The sequence below is a fragment of the Arthrobacter sp. NQ4 genome (genome assembly GCF_029077345.1).
Lineage (GTDB): Bacteria > Actinomycetota > Actinomycetes > Actinomycetales > Micrococcaceae > Arthrobacter.
The window spans coordinates 66,301-87,591 of sequence record NZ_JARETC010000015.1; the positions used below are offsets into that span (position 1 = coordinate 66,301).

At 65.6% G+C, this 21,291-nt stretch carries 17 protein-coding genes; 8 read left to right on the top strand and 9 right to left on the bottom strand.

Translation table 11 applies throughout. The annotated features are described in order from the left end of the window. The first annotated feature begins 48 nt into the window (after positions 1–48). The 3 genes from PUN51_RS18945 to aroQ all read left to right on the top strand — a co-directional run bounded on the left by PUN51_RS18945 (position 49) and on the right by aroQ (position 4,322). A complete protein-coding gene (locus tag PUN51_RS18945) occupies positions 49–1,392 on the top strand; it encodes an ABC transporter substrate-binding protein (RefSeq protein WP_275182145.1) in 1,344 nt (447 codons plus the stop codon). A 139-nt stretch (positions 1,393–1,531) separates the two neighbouring features. Then, the gene (locus PUN51_RS18950) at positions 1,532–3,739 is read left to right on the top strand and encodes an alpha-galactosidase (RefSeq protein WP_275182146.1); all 2,208 of its coding nucleotides are present in this window, start codon (positions 1,532–1,534) and stop codon (positions 3,737–3,739) included. Positions 3,740–3,857: 118 nt separating this feature from the next. After that, a complete protein-coding gene (aroQ, locus tag PUN51_RS18955; protein ID WP_159630704.1) occupies positions 3,858–4,322 on the top strand; it encodes a type II 3-dehydroquinate dehydratase in 465 nt (154 codons plus the stop codon). Between the two features lie 39 nt (positions 4,323–4,361). Here aroQ and PUN51_RS18960 read toward each other — a convergent pair whose 3' ends face one another. After that, positions 4,362–5,546 (bottom strand): MarP family serine protease, encoded by a 1,185-nt coding sequence (locus tag PUN51_RS18960; protein WP_159630702.1) that lies wholly within the window; start codon positions 5,544–5,546, stop codon positions 4,362–4,364. Between the two features lie 196 nt (positions 5,547–5,742). Between PUN51_RS18960 and PUN51_RS18965 the strand changes: the two genes are divergently transcribed. After that, positions 5,743–6,420, top strand: coding sequence for a Crp/Fnr family transcriptional regulator (locus PUN51_RS18965; RefSeq protein WP_011775987.1), 678 nt, complete (start codon positions 5,743–5,745; stop codon positions 6,418–6,420). A gap of 58 nt (positions 6,421–6,478) precedes the next feature. On the opposite strand, the gene arfA is transcribed toward PUN51_RS18965, so the two are convergent. From arfA to PUN51_RS19005, 8 genes are all read right to left on the bottom strand, one after another. Next, complete coding sequence (gene arfA, locus PUN51_RS18970) at positions 6,479–8,017, bottom strand: arabinosylfuranosidase ArfA (RefSeq protein WP_275182147.1); 1,539 nt, start codon at positions 8,015–8,017, stop codon at positions 6,479–6,481. 55 nt (positions 8,018–8,072) lie between these two features. Next, positions 8,073–8,969 carry a carbohydrate ABC transporter permease gene (locus PUN51_RS18975; protein ID WP_275182148.1) on the bottom strand — a complete coding sequence of 299 codons (897 nt, stop codon included), beginning with the start codon at positions 8,967–8,969 and terminating at the stop codon, positions 8,073–8,075. Between the two features lie 2 nt (positions 8,970–8,971). Next, positions 8,972–9,880 carry a carbohydrate ABC transporter permease gene (locus PUN51_RS18980; RefSeq protein WP_275182158.1) on the bottom strand — a complete coding sequence of 303 codons (909 nt, stop codon included), beginning with the start codon at positions 9,878–9,880 and terminating at the stop codon, positions 8,972–8,974. A gap of 97 nt (positions 9,881–9,977) precedes the next feature. Beyond that, positions 9,978–11,312 carry an extracellular solute-binding protein gene (locus PUN51_RS18985; RefSeq protein WP_275182149.1) on the bottom strand — a complete coding sequence of 445 codons (1,335 nt, stop codon included), beginning with the start codon at positions 11,310–11,312 and terminating at the stop codon, positions 9,978–9,980. A 215-nt stretch (positions 11,313–11,527) separates the two neighbouring features. Beyond that, positions 11,528–12,529, bottom strand: a complete 1,002-nt coding sequence (locus PUN51_RS18990; RefSeq protein ID WP_224027034.1) for a LacI family DNA-binding transcriptional regulator — start codon at positions 12,527–12,529, stop codon at positions 11,528–11,530. Positions 12,530–12,591: 62 nt separating this feature from the next. Then, a complete protein-coding gene (locus PUN51_RS18995; protein ID WP_224027035.1) occupies positions 12,592–13,503 on the bottom strand; it encodes an NUDIX hydrolase in 912 nt (303 codons plus the stop codon). Between the two features lie 15 nt (positions 13,504–13,518). Further along, on the bottom strand, positions 13,519–14,052 hold the full coding sequence (locus PUN51_RS19000; RefSeq protein WP_224027036.1) for a RidA family protein: 534 nt from the start codon (positions 14,050–14,052) through the stop codon (positions 13,519–13,521). Position 14,053: 1 nt separating this feature from the next. After that, positions 14,054–14,209: a DUF4177 domain-containing protein gene (locus PUN51_RS19005; protein WP_009359196.1), complete on the bottom strand. Its 156-nt coding sequence runs from the start codon at positions 14,207–14,209 to the stop codon at positions 14,054–14,056. A gap of 37 nt (positions 14,210–14,246) precedes the next feature. On the opposite strand from PUN51_RS19005, the gene PUN51_RS19010 reads away from it, so the two are divergent. From PUN51_RS19010 to PUN51_RS19025, 4 genes are all read left to right on the top strand, one after another. Beyond that, on the top strand, positions 14,247–16,571 hold the full coding sequence (locus PUN51_RS19010) for a transglycosylase domain-containing protein (RefSeq protein ID WP_224027037.1): 2,325 nt from the start codon (positions 14,247–14,249) through the stop codon (positions 16,569–16,571). A gap of 6 nt (positions 16,572–16,577) precedes the next feature. Then, positions 16,578–17,522 carry a metallophosphoesterase gene (locus tag PUN51_RS19015; protein ID WP_275182150.1) on the top strand — a complete coding sequence of 315 codons (945 nt, stop codon included), beginning with the start codon at positions 16,578–16,580 and terminating at the stop codon, positions 17,520–17,522. Positions 17,523–17,654: 132 nt separating this feature from the next. Next, positions 17,655–19,463 (top strand): ABC transporter ATP-binding protein, encoded by a 1,809-nt coding sequence (locus tag PUN51_RS19020; protein ID WP_159630686.1) that lies wholly within the window; start codon positions 17,655–17,657, stop codon positions 19,461–19,463. Next, positions 19,460–21,286 carry an ABC transporter ATP-binding protein gene (locus tag PUN51_RS19025; RefSeq protein ID WP_275182151.1) on the top strand — a complete coding sequence of 609 codons (1,827 nt, stop codon included), beginning with the start codon at positions 19,460–19,462 and terminating at the stop codon, positions 21,284–21,286. The genes PUN51_RS19020 and PUN51_RS19025 overlap by 4 nt, the downstream gene beginning before the upstream one ends. Positions 21,287–21,291 lie beyond the last annotated feature (5 nt).

Genomic DNA, 21,291 nt, shown 5'->3' on the forward strand with positions numbered 1-21,291 from the left:
GGCCGCGCCATGGCGGCGCGCCCGGAAGCACACCCTGAAAGGACCCTCATGAACAAGAAGAAAGCACTCGGTTCCCTCGCTGCAGCCGCGGCCGCCGTCCTGGCACTCTCCGCCTGCGGAAGCGGTGGCTCCGCCGAGGCCGGCAAGGGCGAGATCAACTACTGGCTCTGGGACGCCAACCAGCTCCCGGCCTACAAGCAGTGCGCCGACGACTTCCACAAAGCCAACCCGGACATCACCGTCAAGGTCACCCAGCGCGGCTGGGACGACTACTGGGGCACCCTTACCAACGGCTTCGTCGCAGGCACCGCGCCGGACGTCTTCACCGACCACCTGGCCAAGTACCCCGAGTTCGTCAAGAACAAGCAGATCCTCGCCCTGGATGACGCCGTCAAGAAGGACAACATCGACACCGGGATCTACAACTCCGGGCTGGCGGACCTCTGGGTCGGAGAGGACGGAAAGCGCTACGGACTGCCTAAGGACTGGGACACCATCGGCCTGTTCTACAACACCAAGCTGGCAGCGGACGCAGGCGTCACCCCGGAGCAGATGGCCACCCTGACCTGGAACCCCCAGGACGGCGGCACGTACGAAAAGACCATCGCCCACCTGACAGTGGACAAAAACGGCAAACGCGGCGACGAGCCCGGCTTCGACAAGGACAACGTGGCGGTCTACGGTCTTGGCCTCAATGGCTCCGGTTCCGGCCAGGGCCAGACCGAATGGAGCTACCTGACCGGAACCACCGGCTGGACGCACACGGACAAGAACCCTTGGGGCAAGCACTTCAACTATGACGACCCCAAGTTCCAGCAGAGCATCGACTGGTTCGCAGGCCTGGTGCAGAAGGGCTACATGCCCAAGCTCGAGACCACAGTGGGCGCCAGCATGGCGGACACCTTCGCGGCCGGCAAGTCCGTGATCAACGCCAACGGCTCCTGGATGATCGGCCAGTACACCGGGTACAAGGACATCAAGGTCGGCATCGCCCCTACCCCGACGGGTGTGGACGGCAAGCGCTCCAGCATGTACAACGGGCTGGCTGACTCCATCTACGCCGGCACCAAGAAGCCCGAAGCCGCCGCCAAGTGGGTCGAGTACCTCGGCTCCGCTGCCTGCCAGGACGTGGTCGCGGCCAAGGCCGTCGTCTTCCCCGCCATCAAGTCCTCCGCAGACAAGGCCGTCGAGGCGTTCAAGGCAAAGGGCGTGGACGTCACCCCGTTCAGCCAGCAGGTCAAGGATGGCACCACTTTCCTCTTCCCCATTGCGGACAAGGCAGCCAAGGTTGACGGCATCATGAAGCCGGCCATGGACGCCGTGGTCTCGGGCAAGGCCCCGGCCAGCTCCCTGACCCAGGCCAACGACCAGGTCAACGCCCTGTTCAAGTAGCCCCTCCACGTGGCTGCGTATGTGGTCGCAACCACCCCGGCCGGGTGCCGCCGTCCCCCTCGCGGCGGCGGCATCCGGCTACCCTGTCCCCATCCCTTAACTTTCAGCGCACAGCATCATCACGAAGAGAGACATTCCTATGGACCCCCTGTACCTCCGTTCCGCCGGCACCAGCCTGCTGGTCAGCTTCGACAGCGGGGAGGCCGAGGTCATCCACTGGGGCGCCGACCTGGGAGCAGACGTGCCGGACCTCGGCATCCTGGGCGCTCCGGTGGGGCACTCCTCCATTGACGCCCACGTTCCAGCCGGCCTCCTCCCCTCGGCCGCTTCCGCCTGGCGGGGCCGGCCTGCCCTGCGCGGCCATCGCATCACCGCCGGCGCCGCCGGCTTCGACTTCTCGTCCCGCCTCCGCGTCACCTCCGTGAACACTGAGGGTGCCGCCGCCACCATCGTGCAGGCCGACGCCGACGCCGGGCTCAGTGTCTCCTCCTCCCTTAAGCTTCACGACGGCGGCCTGCTGGAACTGCGCCACACCGTCACCAATGACGGCACCACCCCGTTCCAGGTGGACGAGCTGGCCACCGTCCTCCCGGTGGCACCGGACGCCGTCGAACTCCTGGACCTGACCGGGCGCTGGTGCCGGGAACGCCACCCGCAGCGGCACCGGATCCAGCAAGGCACGTGGGTCCGGACCGGACGGCACGGCCGCACCGGCCACGATTCCTCCCTGCTGTTCGCCGCCGGCACCCAGGGGTTCGGCAACCGGCATGGCAAAGTCTGGGCGACGCACCTGGCCTGGAGCGGCAACCACGAACAGTTCGCGGACACCATCGGTGACGGCCGGACCATGATCGGCGGCTCGGAGCTGCTGGGCCCCGCGGAAGTCACCCTGGAACCGGGTGGCAGCTACACCACCCCGGCACTGTTCGCCGCCTACTCGGACCGCGGCCTGGACGGCATCACCGAAGCCTTCTACAGCTGGTTCCGCTCCCGCCCCCACCACGTGCTGCCCGCCGCGTCCACCGGCCTGCCCGCAGGCAAACCGCGCCCCGTGGTGCTCAACACGTGGGAGGCCGTGTACTTCGACCACAACCTGGACACGCTGATTGAACTGGCGGAGTCCGCGGCCGGCCTCGGCGTGGAGCGCTTCGTGCTTGACGACGGCTGGTTCCGGGGCCGCCGTGACGACCACGCCGGGCTGGGAGACTGGTATGTCGACGGGACCGTCTGGCCGGACGGGCTGGCCCCGCTGATCAACGCGGTCACCTCGCGTGGCATGGAGTTCGGACTGTGGGTCGAGCCGGAAATGGTGAACCTGGACTCGGACGTGGCCCGGGCGCACCCGGACTGGATCGTGGGCCCCTCCGCCGCCGCGCACAAGGACGGCGGCCGGCTGCCCTTGGAGTGGCGCAACCAGCACGTCATCGACCTGGTGAACCCGGAGGCGTGGCAGTACGTCTTCGACCGGATCGATGCGCTCCTGGCCGGGAACAACATCAGCTACCTGAAGTGGGACCAGAACCGTGACCTGGCCGAACACGGCCACGCCGGCCGCCCCTCGGTCCACGCACAGACCCTGGCCGCGTACCGCCTGTTTGACGAGCTCCGGAAGGCCCATCCCGGCGTGGAAATTGAGAGCTGCTCTTCCGGCGGCGGACGTGTCGACCTGGGCATCCTGGAGCGGACCGACCGTATCTGGGCTTCCGACTGCAACGACGCGCTGGAGCGGCAGACCATCCAGCGCTGGACCGGTGCGGTGGTTCCGCCCGAATTGGTGGGCAGCCACATCGGCCCAACCACCTCGCACACCACGGCCCGCACCCACGACCTGTCCTTCCGGGCCATCACGGCACTGTTCGGTCATTTCGGCATGGAGTGGGACATCCGGGGCGTCCAGGGCAAGGACCGCGAGGAGCTGCGGCGCATTGTGGGCCTGTACAAGGAGCACCGGGACCTGATCCACGGCGGCCGCCGGGTCCATGCGGACCTCACCGACGACTCGTTGCTCCTGCACGGCGTGGTGGCCGGTTCTGCCGGGGACGGCATCGAAGTCCAGGAAGGGACGACGGCGGGCCTGTTCGCCCTGGTCAGCACGCGCACCTCGGCAGCGGAGGCACCGGGCCGCATCGGCATCCCGGGGCTCGACGCCGGCCGCAGCTACCGGGTGGAAGCGCTCTTCCCCACCACGGACGACGCCGACCACGCCCACACGTACACGCAGGTCGAGCCGCCCGCCTGGCTGTCCGGCGGCGCAGAGGCCAGCGGCAGGTTCCTGGCAGAGGTGGGGCTGCCCATGCCCATCCTCAACCCGGAGCACGCAGTACTGCTGAAGGTCACGGCCCTCTGACATCCATTGCCGCGTACTTGTCGTTTTGGAGCTTCAGAACGACAAGTACTCAGCAGTCGATGGTGTATGCCGGCGTAAGAATGCGCGGCAGGGATGGCCAACCGATAGATTTGCAGGCATGACTGAAGCCTCCTCCACTGTCGAAGCCGGCCGCGGCACCATCCTCGTAATCAATGGCCCCAACTTGAACATGCTGGGTACGCGGGAGCCGGAAAAGTACGGCACCTCCACCCTTGCCGACGTCGAACAGCTGGCTGCGGCCGCCGGGAAGAACCACGGATTCGCCGTGGAGTGCGTCCAGTCCAACCATGAAGGCGTCCTGCTGGACGCCATCCACGCAGCCCGGGGCGCCGCCGTGGGAATCGTCCTGAACGCGGGCGCCTTCACGCACACCTCCGTGGCACTTCGCGACGCCCTGGCAGCCGTGCAGCTTCCCGCCGTCGAGGTTCACATCACCAACGTGCACCAGCGGGAGGAATTCCGGCACCACTCCTACCTGTCACCGGTTTGCGCGGCAGTGATTGTGGGCGCTGGAGTGTTCGGCTACAAGCTCGCCATCGACTACCTGGCAGAGGTCCTGTAGCCGGAGGGACGCGGTGCCCTTACTTCTGGATGCAGTGCCTTATTTTTGGATGCACTGCCCGGAGGACACGGGTGAGGCCAGCGATGGCGCCTGCTCCGCGACGGGGTCCAGGTCATTCATGGTGATGGCGAACCCCACCTCGGCGTCCGAGGTTGCCTTGGCGAAAATTACGCCTGCCACCTGGCCGTCGGTGGTGAGCAGCGGCCCGCCGGAATTGCCCGGCTGGACGTCCCCGGCAAGGCGGTAGATGTCCTCCGGCGCGGGATTGTTGCCGTAGATGTCCGGGACCAGGACGGTGGCAATGTCCTGGACGGTGGCGGGCTTGGACTGGAATGGGCCGCCGTGCGGGTACCCGGCGAACGCAGCCTGGCTGCCGCCGGGTAGGTCGCGGCTCAGTTGCAGCGGCTGGGACGGCAGGTTGTCCACGGCCAGGACTGCAAGGTCGCGCCGGGTGTCGAAGTAGACCACCCGCCCGGGCATGGCCCCGCCGTCGGGCATTTCCACCACCGGCTGCGACACACCGGCCACCACGTGCGCGTTGGTTACCACGCGGTCCTCCGAGACGACGAAGCCACTGCCGGTCTGGTTCTGGCCGCATTCATAGGCCGTGCCCGCGATCCTCAGGACGGACTGGGCAGCCCTGTTGAGCGCGGGTGTATTGGTGCTGGTGTTGGGCACCTGGACGGCCTGGCCCTGGTCCAGGCCTTCGAGCAGGGTGGGGATGCCGTTGCCGATCACCGTGGACCGCAGCTCCGCCATGGTGGCCTTGACCGGGGTGGGCGTCAGCCCGTCGATGAAGCGGATCACCTTGGATTCAGCCAGCTGCTGGGACACCACGGGCACGCCGAGCGAGCTAACGCTGAATGCCAGCATGGACATCACCAGGGCGGACACCACAAGGTTCAGCGCCCCGCCCACCAGCCGGTCCACCGCCCGCAGCGGCCGGATCCGCACCACGCCGCGGAGTTGGCGCCCCACCATGGTTCCCAGGCCATGCCCCAGTGCCATCAGGACGACGGCGGCAGCGATGATGGCGGTGAGCCTCCACCCGGAGTCCTCAACAAAGGTGCTGACGAGCGGGACGGCAAAGAAAGCGGCAATGGCGCCGGCGGCAAAGCCTGCAAGGCCGCCGACAGTGACCAGGAACCCATTGCGGAGGCCGTAGACCAGGTATGACAGCAGCGCCAGGATCAGGACAATGTCCAGGACAGTCAGGCCGACCACAAAGGCTCCTTATTTACAGTTGAACCCCCATTCTAGTGGCGGACGCTGACAATCTTCTGTGGGGTGCAGCGGCCTCCGGCGGACCGCCGGCGGGCTGCCTGCGGGCGTTTCCCATGCCAAGTTCGTCACAGAACCTTGAAAATTCTGAAACAATGGCAAAAGCGCCCACAGCCGATACTTTTACTCAGGAGATTTCATGGACATCGAGGTACTGCGCCGAGCACCCCTTTTCGCCACGCTCGACGACGACGCATTCCGGCTGCTGACGGACGAACTCACCGAGGTGGACCTTTCCCGCGGCGCATCAGTGTTCCGCGAAGGTGACCAGGGTGACCAGCTGTACTTCATCGTCTCCGGCAAGGTGAAGCTCGGCCGCACCTCCCCGGACGGCCGTGAGTCGCTCCTGGCCATCCTCGGCCCCGGCGAGCTCTTCGGCGAGATGGCGCTGTTTGATCCCAGCCCCCGCACCGCCACCGCCACCGCGGTGTCCGAAACCCGGCTGGCCGGGCTCAAGAACGAGAGCCTGAACGCCCTGCTGCGCACCCGCCCCGAGGTCTCGGCCCAGCTGCTGCAGGCCCTGGCCCGCCGCCTGCGCCGCACCAACGACTCCCTCTCGGACCTCGTCTTCTCGGACGTCCCGGGCCGCGTGGCCAAGGCCCTGCTGGACCTTGCCGACCGCTTCGGCCGCCCGGCCACCGACGGCGTCCTGGTGGCGCACGAGCTCACGCAGGAAGAACTGGCGCAGCTGGTGGGCGCCTCCCGCGAAACCGTCAACAAGGCCCTGGCCGAGTTTGTCCAGCGTGGCTGGCTCCGGCTCGAGGCCCGCGCCGTGGTGATCCTGGACATGCAGCGCCTCCGCCAGCGCTCCCGCTAGGACCACACAAAAAAGGCCGCCCCACGGGGCGGCCTTTTTTGTTGCGCAGCTGCGGGAGTCAGTTTTTCACCACGTCCAGTTCGACGACGGCCCACGACAACGCAGGAAGGCTGAGGCGCAGCTCAGAGCCGTTTGCCTTGGCACCCTCCAGCGGCTTCAGGCCCACGCGGTCCTGGTTGTCCTGGTTGTTGATGGTGAAGCGGTCACCGCCGTCAGGGATTTCCAGCACTTCCGCCCTGACCACCCGCTGCGCGTCGAAGCCCCGCAGGCTGACCTCCACGTCCGCCGCCTCCTCGAGGCCGCGGTTGGCAAGGAACAAGGCCACCCGGCCCGTCTCCTCGTTCCAGGTGGCGCTCACATCGACCAGGTCCGTATCGCCAAACCGGGTATTGGCGTACTTGTCGGAGTCGACGGACAACCGCAGGATCTGGCCCTTCGCCAGCTCCGCAATCCTGGAGAACGGGTGGAAGATCGTTTGCCGCCAGGCCGGACCGTTCTCCTCGCTGAAGATGGGGGCGATGACGTTGACCAATTGCGCCTGGTTGGCGATCTTGACGCGGTCGCCGTGACGCAGCAGTGAGTTGAGCAAAGTTCCGACGACGACGGCGTCCGTCACGTTGTACTTGTCCTCGATGACCCGGGGGTGCTCACGCCAGCCGGCCTTGGACACGTTGTGCGGCTGGTCCTCCGTGTCCAGGCCCCGCTGGTACCAGACGTTCCATTCGTCGAAGGACAGGTTGATGTGCTTCTTGTGCTTGCCCTTGGCGCGGACCGCGTCTGCGGTGGCAATGACCGATTCGATGAAGTAGTCGGTGTCGACGGCGCTGGCCAGGAAGCTGCCGACGTCACCGTCGTGCTCCTGGTAGTAGGCGTGCAGGGAAACATAGTCGACTTCGTCGTAGGCGTGGGTCAGGACGGTCTGCTCCCAGGCTCCGAACGTGGGCATCCGCGAGTTGGAGCTTCCGCAGGCCACCAGTTCGATGTCCGGGTCAACGAACCGCATGGCCTTGGCCGCCTCCTGGGCCAGCCGGCCGTACTCCTCTGCCGTCTTGTGGCCGATCTGCCAGGGGCCGTCCATTTCATTGCCCAGGCACCAGAGCTTGATGTTGAAGGGGTCCTTGTGGCCGTTTTTGGCGCGCAGGTCCGAAAGGCGGGTGCCGCCCGGGTGGTTGGCGTATTCGACGATGGCGCGGGCTGCGTCCACTCCCCGGGTTCCCAGGTTGATGGCTTCCATGATTTCGGTACCGGCCTGGCGGGACCAGTCCACGAACTCGTGGAGGCCGAAGGCGTTGGTTTCCAGGGTGTGCCAGGCCCCGTCAAGCCTGCGCGGCCGGTCTTCGCGGGGGCCAATTCCGTCTTCCCAGTCGTAGCCCGAGACGAAGTTGCCGCCGGGATAGCGGACCACTGTGGCGCCAAGCTCCTTGACGAGTTTGAGGACGTCCTGGCGGAAGCCGTTTTCGTCGGCCTCCGGGTGGCCCGGTTCGTAGATGCCGGTATAGACGCAGCGGCCCATGTGCTCCACGAAGGAGCCAAAAAGGCGCCGGGGCACTTCGCCGATGGTGAAGTCGCGGTCGAGGGTGATTCTGGCGCGGGACATAAGAATGATCTCCTTGGTTGAACGTCAGGCAGGTGGTGGAAAGCGACGGTGGGCGTCAGGTGCCGGCGAGCCCCGTCGTCGCAACGCCCTTGATGATCTGGCGCTGGAAGAACAGGAAAAGCAGGATCAGCGGCAGGGCCGCGAGCAACGCGGACGCCATGTTCTGGGCGTACTGGATGCCGTAGGCGCTCTTGATGGTCTGCAACCCCACGGGGAGGGTCAGGACGGACCCGTCATTGGTAGCGATGAAGGGCCAGAGGAAGTTGTTCCAGGCGCCGATGAACACGAAGATTGCCACGGCCGCGAGGATGGGGCGGGACAGCGGAAGGATGACCTGGAGGAAAATCCGCATCCGGCTGGCACCGTCCATGACCGCGGCTTCTTCGAGTTCGCGCGGGATCTGGTCGAAGAACTTCTTGAGCACGAACACCATGGCGGGATGGATGACCTGCGGCAGGATGATGGCCCAGGAGGTATCGATCATGTGCAGTGCCACCATTTGGTAGAACAGCGGGATGATCAGGACCGGCGGGGGAACGATAATGGACGCGATGATCACGGTCATCAGGACCTTCTTGCCCCGGAAGTCGATGCGGGACAGCGCGTAGGCCACCAGCGCGGAAATGACCAGCGTGATCACTGTGATGGCCGCCGAGGTGTACAGGGAGTTCCAGGTCCAGAGCGGGATGTTGCCGTCCTGGAACACCTTGACGAACGCATCGGCGGTGAAGCCCGACGGCGGGATCCAGCTGATCTTCGGAGCGGCGGCATCAGTTTCGCTCTTGAAAGCGGTGACGGTTGCCCAAGCGAAGGGCACCATCCAGAGGACGGCCAGCAGGGCGGCGACTGCCAGGACCGCAACGCGGCCGGGGCTCATCCTGCGGCCGTTCCTGCCGCCGGCGGACGGCGCGGCCGTGGAGGGAACAGGGCGGGCGAGGGTTTCAGTTGCCATGGCTATGCACTCCTGCGGCGGGTGATGAGGAACTGGATGACCGAGACAGCCACGATCAGTCCGAAGAAGATGTAGGAGATGGCTGCCGAGTAGCCCAGGCGGTATCCGGTAAAGCCGGTTTCGAAGATGTACTGCACCACGGGCCGGGTGGCGCCGCCGGGGCCGCCGGCTGTCATTTGGTAGACCTGGTCGAAAATCTTCAGCGAGGCCAGGATCTGGAGGAGCACGATCATCACGGTGGTGGGGGCCAGCTGCGGCAGGGTGATGGAGAAGAACTGCCGCCAGGCACCGGCGCCGTCCAGCGACGCCGCCTCATAATGCTGGGCGGGGATGTTCTGCATCGCCGCCAGGTACAGGAGGAAGTTGAAGCCCACCGTCCACCACAGTGTGGCGATGACGATTGCCCACATCGCGACGCCGGGGTCGTTCAGCCACGCAACTTTCGGCAGCCCTATTTTGGCCAGCGAGTCGTTGATCAGGCCCAACTGGGGGTTGTACATCCAGGTGAAGAACAGGGAGACAACGGTGGAGGCCAGCAGGTACGGGGCAAAGTAGGACAGCCGCCACAGCCATTGCGCGGGCAGTCCGACATTGACCAGGGCGGCCATCACCAGGGCGACGACCACCAGCGGGACGGTGCTGATGACCGTGAAGTAGAGGGTGTTGCCCAGCGAATGCCACATGTCGGAGTCGGCGAGGGCTTCGCTGTAGTTCGCCAGCCCAATCAGGCTGTCGTTGGCGCCGGTAAGGGACTTGCCGGTCAGGCTCATGTACAGCCCGTAAAGGAGGGGCCAGACGAGGAAGACCAGGAAGAATGCCAGGAACGGTGCGGCGAAGGCCCAGCCGTTGAGGTTGTCCCTGCTTCCCTGGGAACGGGACCCGGCGGTCCTCGACCCCGTCTGCCTGGACATTCTTTGGCGGGACAACCCGGGCAGCGAACCCGCCGGACCCTCGCTGCTGTGTGAAGTTGCTACGGAACTCATTTGGACTCCTGTGTCGCTTGGCGGTTCAAACCGGGTTGGGACGGGAAAGCAGGGTATTGGTGCGCCGCACGAAGGCATCCCAGCCATCAGTTGCCTTGTCGCGGCCGAGGAGCACGTTCTGCACGGTCTCCGCAAAGTACGTTTGCCAGTCGGAGCCCGATCCGCTGAACCAGGCCTCCGGGTCGTAGGCGATGATGTCTGCGGCGTTGGCGTAGTGGATCTGGGGCGTGAGTTCGCGGTAGGCCTGGGATTGCACCACCGGCTGGAAGGCGGGGATATGCCCTGCCTCAGCCCAGGACAGCGAGCCCTTGAGGATGTCGCTGACGAATTTGTAGACGTCGCGGCGCTTGGCGTCGTCGACGTTCAGCTGCCGGGGAAGCACGAAGGAATGCGAGTCAGCGTAGGCGGCCGGCGTTCCAAACAGCGTGGGGATGGTGGCGGCGTCAACGGGCAGGTTTGCCTTCTTGAAGGTGGGCAGCTCCCAGACCCCGCTGAAGAGCATGCCTGATCCCCCGCGGGCGAATTCCGCGATGCCGGTGCTGATGTCGCCGCTTTGCGCCGCGATGGTGTCATCGAACAGAGAGGTCATGAATTCCAGGGACTCAACGGCGGCCTCGTTGTCGGCCACCATTGGCTTGCCGGGGGTCAGTTCCATGCTTGCCCCGTGCTGCCGGTAGAGGGTGTAGAAAAGGCGCCACATCTGTGACCCGCTGCCGAGGTACCCGAAGGACAGACCGTGCGCCTGGGTCACTTTCTGCATTTCCCGCGCGATGCTGATGAATTCCTGCGGGGACTTCGCTTCCTGCAACTGCCCGTTGCTGCCAAGCAGTCCTGCCTTTCCCGCCACGTCACGGTTGTAGAACATGACAAAGGGGTGCGAATCCAGGGCGATGGAGAAGACTTTGCCGTTGTTCTGGCTCTTGTCCCAGATCCTGGGCGCGAAGCTCTGGCTGGTGACGCCGAACTCTGACAGCAGGTCCAGGTCCCATGGGTCGATCAGGCCGCCGGGCGCATAGCCGGGAACGCGGGTGGCATGCATGATGGCCAACTGCGGCGGACGGCCGCCGGCCGATGCCATGGCCAGCTTGGTGTAGTACGGCGGCCCCCAGGCAAGAACTGTCGGGTGCACCTTGAACGCCGGGTTGGCGTCGTTCACCTTGCTGATCATGTTCTGCATCTTGATGCCGTCGCCACCGGACAGGAGATGCCAGAACTGGATATCCCTGGGGGCCGCGGCGGAGGCATTTCCGCCGCACCCGGACAAGGCCGCCGCGGCGAACACGCTTCCCAACGCTGCGCTTCCGGACAACAGCCGGCGCCTGGACAGTTGCCTGTCGTCGAAAAAATCAAACTGCTTCACCCGTCACTCCTTTGGATGGGTCCGCTGAAAGTCATTCCGTTGCCACAACCGTTGCTGCCGGGTGTCCCTCATCGCAGTCCCGCAAGCTCCGGTGTGACGCACGCCTCACATTACATCGATGTAATGTGTCCCGCAACGAAAATTGTTAGCGTTCGCAAAGTGATTCCGCTGTCTCGCTTCGACGCCACGCCAGTGGCCGGCGCTGCGTGCAGGGCCTAGGAAGAGGTGCTTTCCCGCTCCACGACTTCGTAATCGACGGCCACCACCCGCTGCGGGCCCTCGCGGTCCTGCATGCGTTCGGTGAGGAGCCGCAGGGCCTCGCTGGCCACCCTGCGCTTGTCGAACGAGACGGTGGTCAGTGACGGCACCGCGTACTTCGCATCCGCGATGTCGTCGAAACCCGCAACGGCCACATCGTCGGGAACCCGAAGGCCGCGCTTCCACAACACGCTCAGGGCACCGATCGCCATGGAATCGGTGAAACAGAACAGCGCCTCGGGCACCGGGTGCGCGTCAAGGTAGGCGGAAAGAGCATGGGCTGCCGTATCCGGGCTCCACTTTTCGCACGGGATGATCAACGAGTCGTCCCAGGGGATGCCGAGTTCGCCAAGCGCGGCCTGGTACCCGCGGGTGCGGAGGACGGCTGCCGCGGAGCCCCTGCCCTCGGCGGCGCCCAGGACCGCGATACGCCGCCTGCCCGTCCTGCCGAGCGCCAGTGTCATGTCACGGGCGGCGGCGACGCTGTCCACCCACACACGGTCGGCCAGCTTCTGGGACACTTCCCCAAGCAGGACCACGGGGGGCAGGGCGACGCCCACTTTGACGGCACTCTCGTCCAGCACCACGGGGTTGAGGATCAACCCGTCTATCAGGTTGGAGCGCGCGCGGGACATCAATTCGTACTCGCGGGTGGGATCGGATCCCGTCTCCTCGATCTGCACGCTCCAGCCCTGTTCATGGGCTACTTCCACCACGCTGTGCGCAATTTCGGCAGAATACGGCGTGGCCAGGTCCGGCAATGCCAGGGCAATGACGCCAGACCTGCCGTTGCGCAATCCCCGGGCCGAGAGGTTGGGCACGTAATCCAGTTCCGCCATGGCCTGCTCCACCTTGAACCTGGTGGGGCCGCTGACGGGAACAATTCCGTTCATGACGTTCGAAACCGTCTTTGGCGAAACCCCGGCGAGGCGCGCGACGTCCTTGACCGTTGCGCGCAAACGCGCCCCCTTGCTCCCGGTGTGGTTTTGCTGACGAGTTTATACTCCGGCCCGGCGAAGCATCAGCGCTCGCGCTGGTGATCCCCCGCTACAGTCTTGGCCGCTTCGACTTCAAGCATGAGCCTGCCGTCCTCTTCGACCAGGACCGGCTGGTACACGTGCGGCTTGCGCTTGTAGCTCAGATACGCGATGCAGCCGTTGGCCGTCGCCATCTTCTCGAGCATGATCTCGGAACCCGGCACAAGCAGTTCGCCCAGGGGCCGGCCCACGGTGTTCTCCTGGCCTGCCTCGTCACCGAGCTTGCTGGTGTTCCGCTCCCGAACCACCTCCGCGGCGTTCACCCACCTGCCCCACACGCCTTTGCCCTCAAGCAGCGACGGTTCCTGGCCAAGCGGCTGGGTGGCCGCAAAGTAGCGGGTGTCGAACCTGCGGTGTGCAAAGTCGGGGCTGCGCCAGTTGACCAGGGACTTGAGCAGGTCGGTGCGCAGGGAGAGCCCGCGCTTGCCCAGCACCTGGGCCAGGGTCTTCTCCTGGTCCGCAACCGCAACGCGTGCACGCATCCATTCGGAGGTTGAGGTGGCTTCGACCGTATTGGACATGTCCGGGCCGGCCAGCAGGATGCCTGTTTCCTCGAAGAGCTCCCGGATGGCGCCCACCACGTGGCGCCGCGCCAGCCCGACGTCGTCCGTTCCCATCTGCTCAGCCCAGTGCTGCGGCGACGGGCCCAGCCAACCCATGGGCTCGTCGTCGGACGGGTCGAGGGACCCACCGGGAAACGCGAGGACCCCCAGCGGCGAGGAGCCGGGCCGGTAACCCAGCCACGTCTCCAGGCCGGTGGGGGAATCACGCAGGAGGACTACGGATGATGCGTAACGGGCGGCCCTGGGGGTCCGCTCGCCGTGTTCGAGCCAGCTTTGTGCTGCCCCTTCAAGATCCTGGGGCAGTGCAAAAAGGCGTCGTGCGAGGTGAGGCAAGGGAAGTGTCCGGTCTTAGCTGAATTCGGCGATCAGCTCGACCTCTACGGGAGAGTCGAGCGGAAGAACGGCAACGCCGACGGCGGAACGTGCGTGCTGCCCGGCGTCGCCAAGGACGCGGCCCAGCAGTTCCGAAGCGCCATTGACAACCGCGGGCTGGCCCGTGAACGTCGGGTCCGAGGCGACGAATCCCACAACTTTGACGATGCGGGTGATGCGGTCAAGGTCCCCGATGACGCTCTTGACGGCAGCCAGTGCGTTGACCGCGCAGACAGCCGCGTGGCGCTGGGCGTCCTCCGGGGAAACGGTGGGTTCGTCGGCGAACCCTTCCGTACCGGCGGACACCTTGCCCGTAGCTTCGAGTTTGCCGTTAATAAACGGCAGCTGGCCCGAGGTGTAGACGTGGTTGCCGGAGACGACGGCAGGGACGTAGGAGGCTACCGGCGCGGCAACCTCGGGAAGGGTGAGGCCAAGTTCGGCGAGGCGCTGTTCGACGGCGGATGCCGGCGCCGTTGCGGCGCTGGACTGGGCTTCTGCGGGGGTGCTCATGCTACTGCTTCTCCCTCTTGAGGTAGGCGACAAGGCCGTTGCCGTCAGGTCCGGGGACTACCTGGACGAGCTCCCAGCCGTCCTCTCCCCACTGGTCCAGGATCTGCTTTGTGGCGTGGATGATGAGCGGAATCGTCGCGTACTCCCATTTGGTCATGAGAGAAAGCGTAGCCCTTGCCGGTAAAGTGGAAAACATGGCGACTCGCAACAACCCCTTATTCGACACTGCCACCACACTGGGTAAGATCCTTCTTTTCCTTGGTGTGAGCGCGATTTGCGGTGTCCTCGTGGCGGGCCTGCTGGTCCCTGCCGCCGCCGTCTCCGGCAGCGCGGCAAGCGGTTCCATCGATTTCTTCGATTCCCTTCCGGCGGAACTGAAGGTTGATCCGCCGAGCCAGACCACCAGGATCCTGGCTGCCGACGGCAGCGAGATCGCCAGCGTGTACACGGAGAACCGCACAAAGGTTCCGCTGGACCAGATTTCACCGAACATGAAGAACGCCATCATCGCGGTGGAGGACAGCAGGTTCTACGAGCACGGCGGTGTGGACACCACCGGCATCCTCCGCGCGCTGGTCGCCACCGCCCGCGGCAACAAGCAGGGTGCGTCCACCATCACGCAGCAGTACGTCAACAACGTCCTCAACGCCAACCTCGCAGCCGCCGGCGAAGAGGACCAGATCAAGCTCAACGGCGTCAACAAGGGCGTGGGCGACAAGCTCCGCGAAATGAAGCTCTCCATCGCGCTGGAGAAGGAGTTCACCAAGGACCAGATCCTTGAGGGCTACCTGAACATCGTGTTCTTCAACCGTGACGCCTACGGTATTGAAGCGGCGTCCCACTACTTCTTCAGCACCACCGCCAAGGACCTGACCCTGCCGCAGGCGGCGCTCCTGGCAGGCCTGGTAAACAGCCCCTCGGCCTTCGATCCGATCACCAACCCGGAGAAGTCCAAACAGCGCCGTGACTTGGTGCTGGGCCTGATGAAGGACCAGAACAAGATCACCGCGGAGGAGTACCAGGCCGCCGTGGCCACCCCGGTGGAGCCCAAGGTGACCCAGCCGAAGCAGGGCTGCGCTTACGCCGCTTCCGCCCCGTACTTCTGCGACTACATCCTGCACCTGCTGGAGAACAACCCGGCCTACGGAGCGGACGTCAAGGAACGCCAGCGCCTGATCTACGGCGGCGGCCTGACCATCACCACCACCCTTGACCCCAACGCCCAGGCCACGGCCCAGGAACAGGTCAACGCCGCCACCGGGGCCAACCCCGATAAGTGGGGCTCCTCGATGGTGTCTGTGCAGCCGGGTACAGGCAAGATCGTCTCGATGGCCCAGAACACCACGTTCCTGCCCGGCCAGGGCTTTGATTCCCAGTTGAACTTCAATGTGGACAAGCTGGACAAGGACGGCAACGACCTCAACGGCGTGGGCGGTTTCCAGCCCGGATCCACCATGAAGCCCTTCACCTTCGCCGAGTGGCTCAATGAGGGGAAGACCATGAACACGGTGGTCAACGCAGCCCAGCGCGTCTATCCGCTCAACTACCCGTGGAAGAACACCTGCGGCAAGGTCAACGGCGCGTACAACACGGCGCAGAAGTCCTTGGGCGCTGCGGACGACCTCCAGAACGCTGAGCCGCAGTGGTACCGCCCGCTCACCGTCCTTGAGGGCCTCTACAACTCCATCAACACCGTGACGTTCGCGTCGGCAGCGCAGCTGGACTTCTGCGGCATCCAGAAGATCGTCGACGCCGTGGGCCTGCACAGCGGACTGCCCTCGGCAGACGGCAGCGAACCGCACCCCAAGGTGGACATGATGACCTTGGGCAACCTGCTCGGTTCCACCCAGACGTCACCGCTCACCATGGCCAGTGCATTCGCCACGTTTGCGAATGACGGCAAGTACTGCGAACCCATCGCCATCACCTCGGTTGTGGACGCCACCGGCAAGCAGCTCCCGGCGCAGTCCAGCAGCTGCCGCGATGCCATCAAGCCCGAGGTTGCCCGCGGCGTGAACTACGCGCTGCAGGAAGTCATGAACCAGGGCTCCGGCTCCCTGATCCGGCCGCGCCTTTCGACCAAGACCAGCTTCCCCATCGGCGCCAAGACCGGTACCTCCAACAACAACGGTTCCACCTGGGTTGTCGGCCACACCACCGGCCTGGCCACTGCCGCCTGGTTCGGTGACCCCCTGGGCGGTCAGAGCCGCGCGGGACAGAACATCACCGTCAACGGCAAGTTCTACCCGGGCATCGACGGTTACATGATCGCCGGGCCGATGTTCTCCAACTTCATGACCAAGATCGCTCCGGCGTACGGGACCAACCCGTTCCCCGCGCCCCCGAGCAACATGATCAACGGCACCACCCGCAACACCACCCCCGCCACCACTGCGCCGCAGGCCACCCAGGCCCCGGCCCCGGCCCCCTCAACGCAGGCACCCCAGGCTCCCGCAACCCAGGCGCCGGTACCTGCCCCCAGCAACAACGGCAACGGCAACGGCAAGGGAAACGGCTAAACACGCATGAATATCGATAGCCTGGCAAGCCGCGCCCGTTCAATCGGGCGCGGCTTTGCCGTCACTGCCGGAGCCGGGGCAGCGGCTGGAATGGCCGCTTTCGGGTATGGCCTGTGGGAGAAGAACCAGTTCGTCCTCCGCGAGGAAACCCTGGCCATCCTCCCGCCCGGCAGGGCTCCTTTCCGGATCCTGCACCTGAGCGACATCCACTTCGTGCCCGGGCAGAAGAAGAAGGCTGACTGGCTTGGTTCCCTGGCCGACCTCCGGCCGGACCTGGTGGTGAATACTGGCGACAACCTCAGCCACGTCAAGGCTGTGGACCCGCTGCTGGATGCCCTGAAGCCGCTGCTGCGGTTCCCCGGCGTCTTCGTCCCGGGTTCCAACGACTACTTCGCACCCAGCCCGAAGAATCCCGCGTCCTACCTGCTGGGACCGTCCAAGGTGAAGCCCAAGCCGGTTGCGCTGGACTGGCCGCGCCTGCGTTCAGGGTTCGGCATGGGCGGCTGGGTGGACCTGACCAACCGTCATCAGTCCGTTGTCCTCAACGGCATGCGCTTCGATTTCTCCGGCGTCGATGATCCGCACCTGAACCGGGAAAGGTATGCCGGCTGGCCCCGGGGAACGGTCAACCAGGATTCGAATGACCACCTCCGGATTGCGGTCATCCATGCGCCGTACCAGCGGGTGCTGGACCACTTTACGGAAGACGGCGCAGACCTGCTGCTGGCGGGCCACACGCACGGCGGCCAGCTGTGCATCCCCGGTTACGGCGCCATCATCGCCAACTGCGACATTCCCACCTGGCGCGCCAAGGGCCTCAACGACTGGTCAAGCAACGGAAGCACGACGCCGGTCAACGTCTCGGGCGGGATCGGCACCTCACGTTTCGCCCCCGTCAGGATTGCCTGCAAGCCGGAAGCCGTCCTGCTGACCCTGACCTCCCCCAGCTGACCTTCGCATTACAGAGTGCAATAACTGGGGAAGCCGCCAGCGGGCCGCGGCATCCCTGTGAATCGTCTCACTCCATGGCTTAGGGTTGTTGCTAGAGGAAACTACATTCGTTTTAGAGCTTGAGAAGCGGGCATGGCCAAGCAGACTCCCTTTTTCCGATCCATCAGCCGTCTTTATCCGCACGTCCGGCCGATTATCCCCAGGCTTTTGCTCGGCCTCCTCTGCGCACTCCTGGCCAGCGTGGTGGCCTTGACCATCCCCCAGGTGCTGCGGGTCCTGGTCAACACTGCCCTGCAGCCCGGGGGTTCGGCGGAGGCAGTCTGGACCTCTGCAGGCGTCATCCTGGTGCTGGGCGTCGCCGAGGCGGGACTGGTGGCCCTGCGCCGGCAGTTCGTGATCAACCCCGCCACCACCGTGGAAACGCGGATGCGGGTGTCGCTCTATGACCATCTCCAGGAACTGACCGTCTCCTTCCACGACCGCTGGGGCTCCGGGCAGCTGCTGTCCCGGGCCATGACCGACCTGAACTTCCTCCGGCGGTGGATGGCCTTCGGTGCCATCATGCTGGTGGTCACCACCCTTACCGTGGTCATCGGCATCGTGGCCATGTTCGCAATGAGCTGGCAGCTGGCCCTGATCTTCCTTGCCGCCGCCGTTCCCATCATCATCAACAGCTTCCGGTTCCGCACCCGGTTCAGCAAGGTTGCCAGGCGCAGCCAGGACCAGGCCGGCGACCTTGCCACCACGGTGGAGGAATCCGTCCACGGCATCCGCGTGCTCAAGGCGTTTGGGCGGAGCCGCGAAGCCCTGGAAAACTTTAACGAGCAGGCTGAGGAACTGCGGCAGACAGAGATTGAGAAGGCACGCCACCAGGCAACGTTCACCCTGGTGGTCACCTTGCTTCCCGAGCTGGCGCTGGGTGCCGGCCTGGTGGTGGGTGTCATGCTGTGCGCCAGCGGCGAATTGAGCATCGGCTCCCTGGTGGCGTTCTTCGCCACTGCGGCAGTCATCGCCTCCCCCGTGGAGTTCTCCGGCATGCTGCTGGCCATGGCACTTACCGCCAAGACCGCCGTCGACCGACACTACGAAGTGATGGACACCCGGAACACCATCACCAGCCCCGCGGAGCCCCGGCGGCCAGGGGAACTGGCCGGTGCGCTTCAGTTCACCAACGCCACCTTCGCTTTCGAGGATGCCCCGGACAAGCCGATCCTCAAGGACATCAACCTCGACGTCAGGCCCGGGGAAACCATGGCCCTGGTTGGCATCACGGGCAGTGGCAAAAGTGCGCTGATCCAGCTGGTGCCGCGCCTGTACGACGTCACCAGCGGGGCCATCAGCATCGACGGCGTGGACATCAGGGACTTCGAGGTGGAGGAACTGCGCAGGATTGTGGGCGTGGCGTTCGAGGACACCACGCTCTTCTCCAACTCGGTGCGGGACAACGTCCTGCTCGGTGCGCCCGTCCGCTCCGAGGAGGTCCTGGACGAGGCCCTCGACGTGGCGCAGGCCCACTTCGCCTACTCCCTGCCCCAGGGCGTTGACACCCTGATCGGCGAGGAGGGCCTGAGCCTGTCCGGCGGCCAGCGGCAGCGCATCGCCCTGGCCCGGGCCATCGCCGCCCGTCCGCGCGTCCTGGTGCTGGATGATCCCCTGTCCGCCCTGGATGTCCACACTGAGGAACTGGTCGAGGCACGCCTCCGGGAGGTTTTGGCGGACACCACCACCCTCATCGTGGCCCATCGGCCGTCCACGGTGGCCCTCGCTGACCGTGTGGCGCTGCTGGAAAACGGGCGCATCGCCGCGGTGGGAACGCACACCGAACTGCTGGGCCGCAACCAGCACTACCGCTACGTCATCGCCAGCCTGGACCGGGAGCCGCGGGACCTGGACACCGAACTGTCGGCACTTGAGGACCAGGCTGAGGAAGTGACCCGATGACAACCGCATCGTTCGGCACAGCCAACGAAGACAACGCCCACCTCACCAAGGCGGAGAGCCGGGCAGTACGACGCCGGTCGCTCGCCTTGCTGGGGTCGCTCATCCGTCCCGTGCGGGTACGGTTCTGGCTGACGATTGCCATGGTGGTGCTTTCCCAGGCCGCGCGGGTGGCGGGTCCTGCCCTGATCGCCTTCGGCATCGACCATGCCCTCCCAGCGCTCCAGGCCGGCAACAACCTTCCCCTGGTGTTCACCGGCGTCGCCTACCTGCTGGCAGCGATCGCGACGGCGGGACTCACCGCCCTGTACGTCACCTCCACCGCGCGGCTCAGCCAGGCCATGCTGCTGGACCTCCGGGTCCGCGTGTTCCGCCACACCCAGCGGCTCAGCCTGGAGTTCCACGAAAAGTACACCTCCGGCCGCATCATCGCACGCCAGACCTCTGACCTGGAGGCGCTGCGGGAGCTCCTTGACTCGGGCGTCAGCTCGCTGGCCTCCGGAATATTGTTCATGGCCTTCACCGCCGCCACCATCTTTGCGCTGGACTGGCGGAGCGGGCTGCTGGTGCTGGCCGCCGGCGTGCCCATGTTCTTCCTGTCGCGCTGGTACCAGAAGCACTCGCAGATCGCCTTCCGGGAATCACGCGTGGTCTCTGCCCGGCTGATCGTGCATTTCGTGGAAACCATGACCGGCATCCGCGCCGTGAAGGCCTTCCGCAAGGAGAAGGAGAACTCGGAGCGCTACGGGAAACTGGCAGAGGACTACCGACTGGTGACCGTCCGCTCCATCAACCTCAACGGCATCTTCCAGCCAGGCCTGGTGCTGATCGGCAACGTCTGCGTCGCCGTCGTCCTGCTCTTCGGCGGGTTCCGCGTGCTGGGCGGCGGCCTTGCCGTGGGCGTGCTCCTGGCCCTCATCCTGTCCACCAAGCGGTTCTTCCAGCCCGTGGACCAGATGGCCATGTTCTACAACTCGTTCCAGAGCGCGCAGGCAGCCCTGGAGAAGGTCTCCGGACTCCTCGAAGAGGTGCCAACGGTCCGGCCGCCCAAAAACCCGGTTGCCCTGCCCAGCGCCACCGGGCGTATCGATTTCAACGACGTCGAGTTCCGCTACGGCGACGGCCCCGTGGTGGTGCCCACCCTGGACCTGCACATCCCCGCCGGGCAGACCGTGGCGCTGGTGGGCCAGACGGGTGCCGGGAAATCGACCCTCGCCAAGCTCATCGCCCGGTTCTATGACGTCACCTCCGGCACGCTCACCCTGGATGGTGTGGATCTCCGGGACCTGGCCACGTCCGACCTCCGCCGGAACATCGTCATGGTCACCCAGGAAGCGTTCCTCTTCAGCGGCTCCGTGGCGGACAACATCGCTTTGGGCAGGCCGGAGGCGTCACGCGGTGAAATCGAAGAGGCTGCCAAGGCAGTGGGAGCACACGAGTTCATCCTGGAACTTCCGGAAGGCTACGACACGGACGTCAACAAGCGCGGCGGCAGGGTCTCCTCCGGCCAGCGCCAGCTGATCAGCTTTGCCAGGGCCTTCCTGGCGCGGCCGGCGGTGCTGATCCTGGATGAAGCCACCTCCTCGCTGGACATCCCCTCCGAACGCCTGGTGCAGGCCGGACTGGCCAGGCTGCTTGCCGGCACGGAGGCAGCGCGGAGGACTGCGCTCATCATCGCCCACCGCCTTTCCACAGTGGAGACGGCGGACCGGGTCCTGGTGGTCCACGACGGCAGGATCGTGGAGGACGGTACGCCCGAAGAACTCATTGGCGGGGGCGGCCGGTTCGCTGACCTGCACGGGGCGTGGAAGGATTCGCTGGTTTAGGGTTC

What these genes read in the sequence shown, in the direction of transcription:
- PUN51_RS19020 (WP_159630686.1), top strand. Translation starts at nt 17,655, where the DNA reads ATGGCCAAGCAGACTCCCTTTTTCCGATCCATCAGCCGTCTTTATCCG.
- PUN51_RS19000 (WP_224027036.1), bottom strand. Translation starts at nt 14,052, where the DNA reads ATGAGCACCCCCGCAGAAGCCCAGTCCAGCGCCGCAACGGCGCCGGCA.
- PUN51_RS19025 (WP_275182151.1), top strand. Translation starts at nt 19,460, where the DNA reads ATGACAACCGCATCGTTCGGCACAGCCAACGAAGACAACGCCCACCTC.
- PUN51_RS18945 (WP_275182145.1), top strand. Translation starts at nt 49, where the DNA reads ATGAACAAGAAGAAAGCACTCGGTTCCCTCGCTGCAGCCGCGGCCGCC.
- PUN51_RS18965 (WP_011775987.1), top strand. Translation starts at nt 5,743, where the DNA reads ATGGACATCGAGGTACTGCGCCGAGCACCCCTTTTCGCCACGCTCGAC.
- PUN51_RS19015 (WP_275182150.1), top strand. Translation starts at nt 16,578, where the DNA reads ATGAATATCGATAGCCTGGCAAGCCGCGCCCGTTCAATCGGGCGCGGC.
- aroQ (WP_159630704.1), top strand. Translation starts at nt 3,858, where the DNA reads ATGACTGAAGCCTCCTCCACTGTCGAAGCCGGCCGCGGCACCATCCTC.
- arfA (WP_275182147.1), bottom strand. Translation starts at nt 8,017, where the DNA reads ATGTCCCGCGCCAGAATCACCCTCGACCGCGACTTCACCATCGGCGAA.
- PUN51_RS18975 (WP_275182148.1), bottom strand. Translation starts at nt 8,969, where the DNA reads ATGGCAACTGAAACCCTCGCCCGCCCTGTTCCCTCCACGGCCGCGCCG.
- PUN51_RS19005 (WP_009359196.1), bottom strand. Translation starts at nt 14,209, where the DNA reads ATGACCAAATGGGAGTACGCGACGATTCCGCTCATCATCCACGCCACA.
- PUN51_RS18950 (WP_275182146.1), top strand. Translation starts at nt 1,532, where the DNA reads ATGGACCCCCTGTACCTCCGTTCCGCCGGCACCAGCCTGCTGGTCAGC.
- PUN51_RS19010 (WP_224027037.1), top strand. Translation starts at nt 14,247, where the DNA reads ATGGCGACTCGCAACAACCCCTTATTCGACACTGCCACCACACTGGGT.
- PUN51_RS18980 (WP_275182158.1), bottom strand. Translation starts at nt 9,880, where the DNA reads ATGTCCAGGCAGACGGGGTCGAGGACCGCCGGGTCCCGTTCCCAGGGA.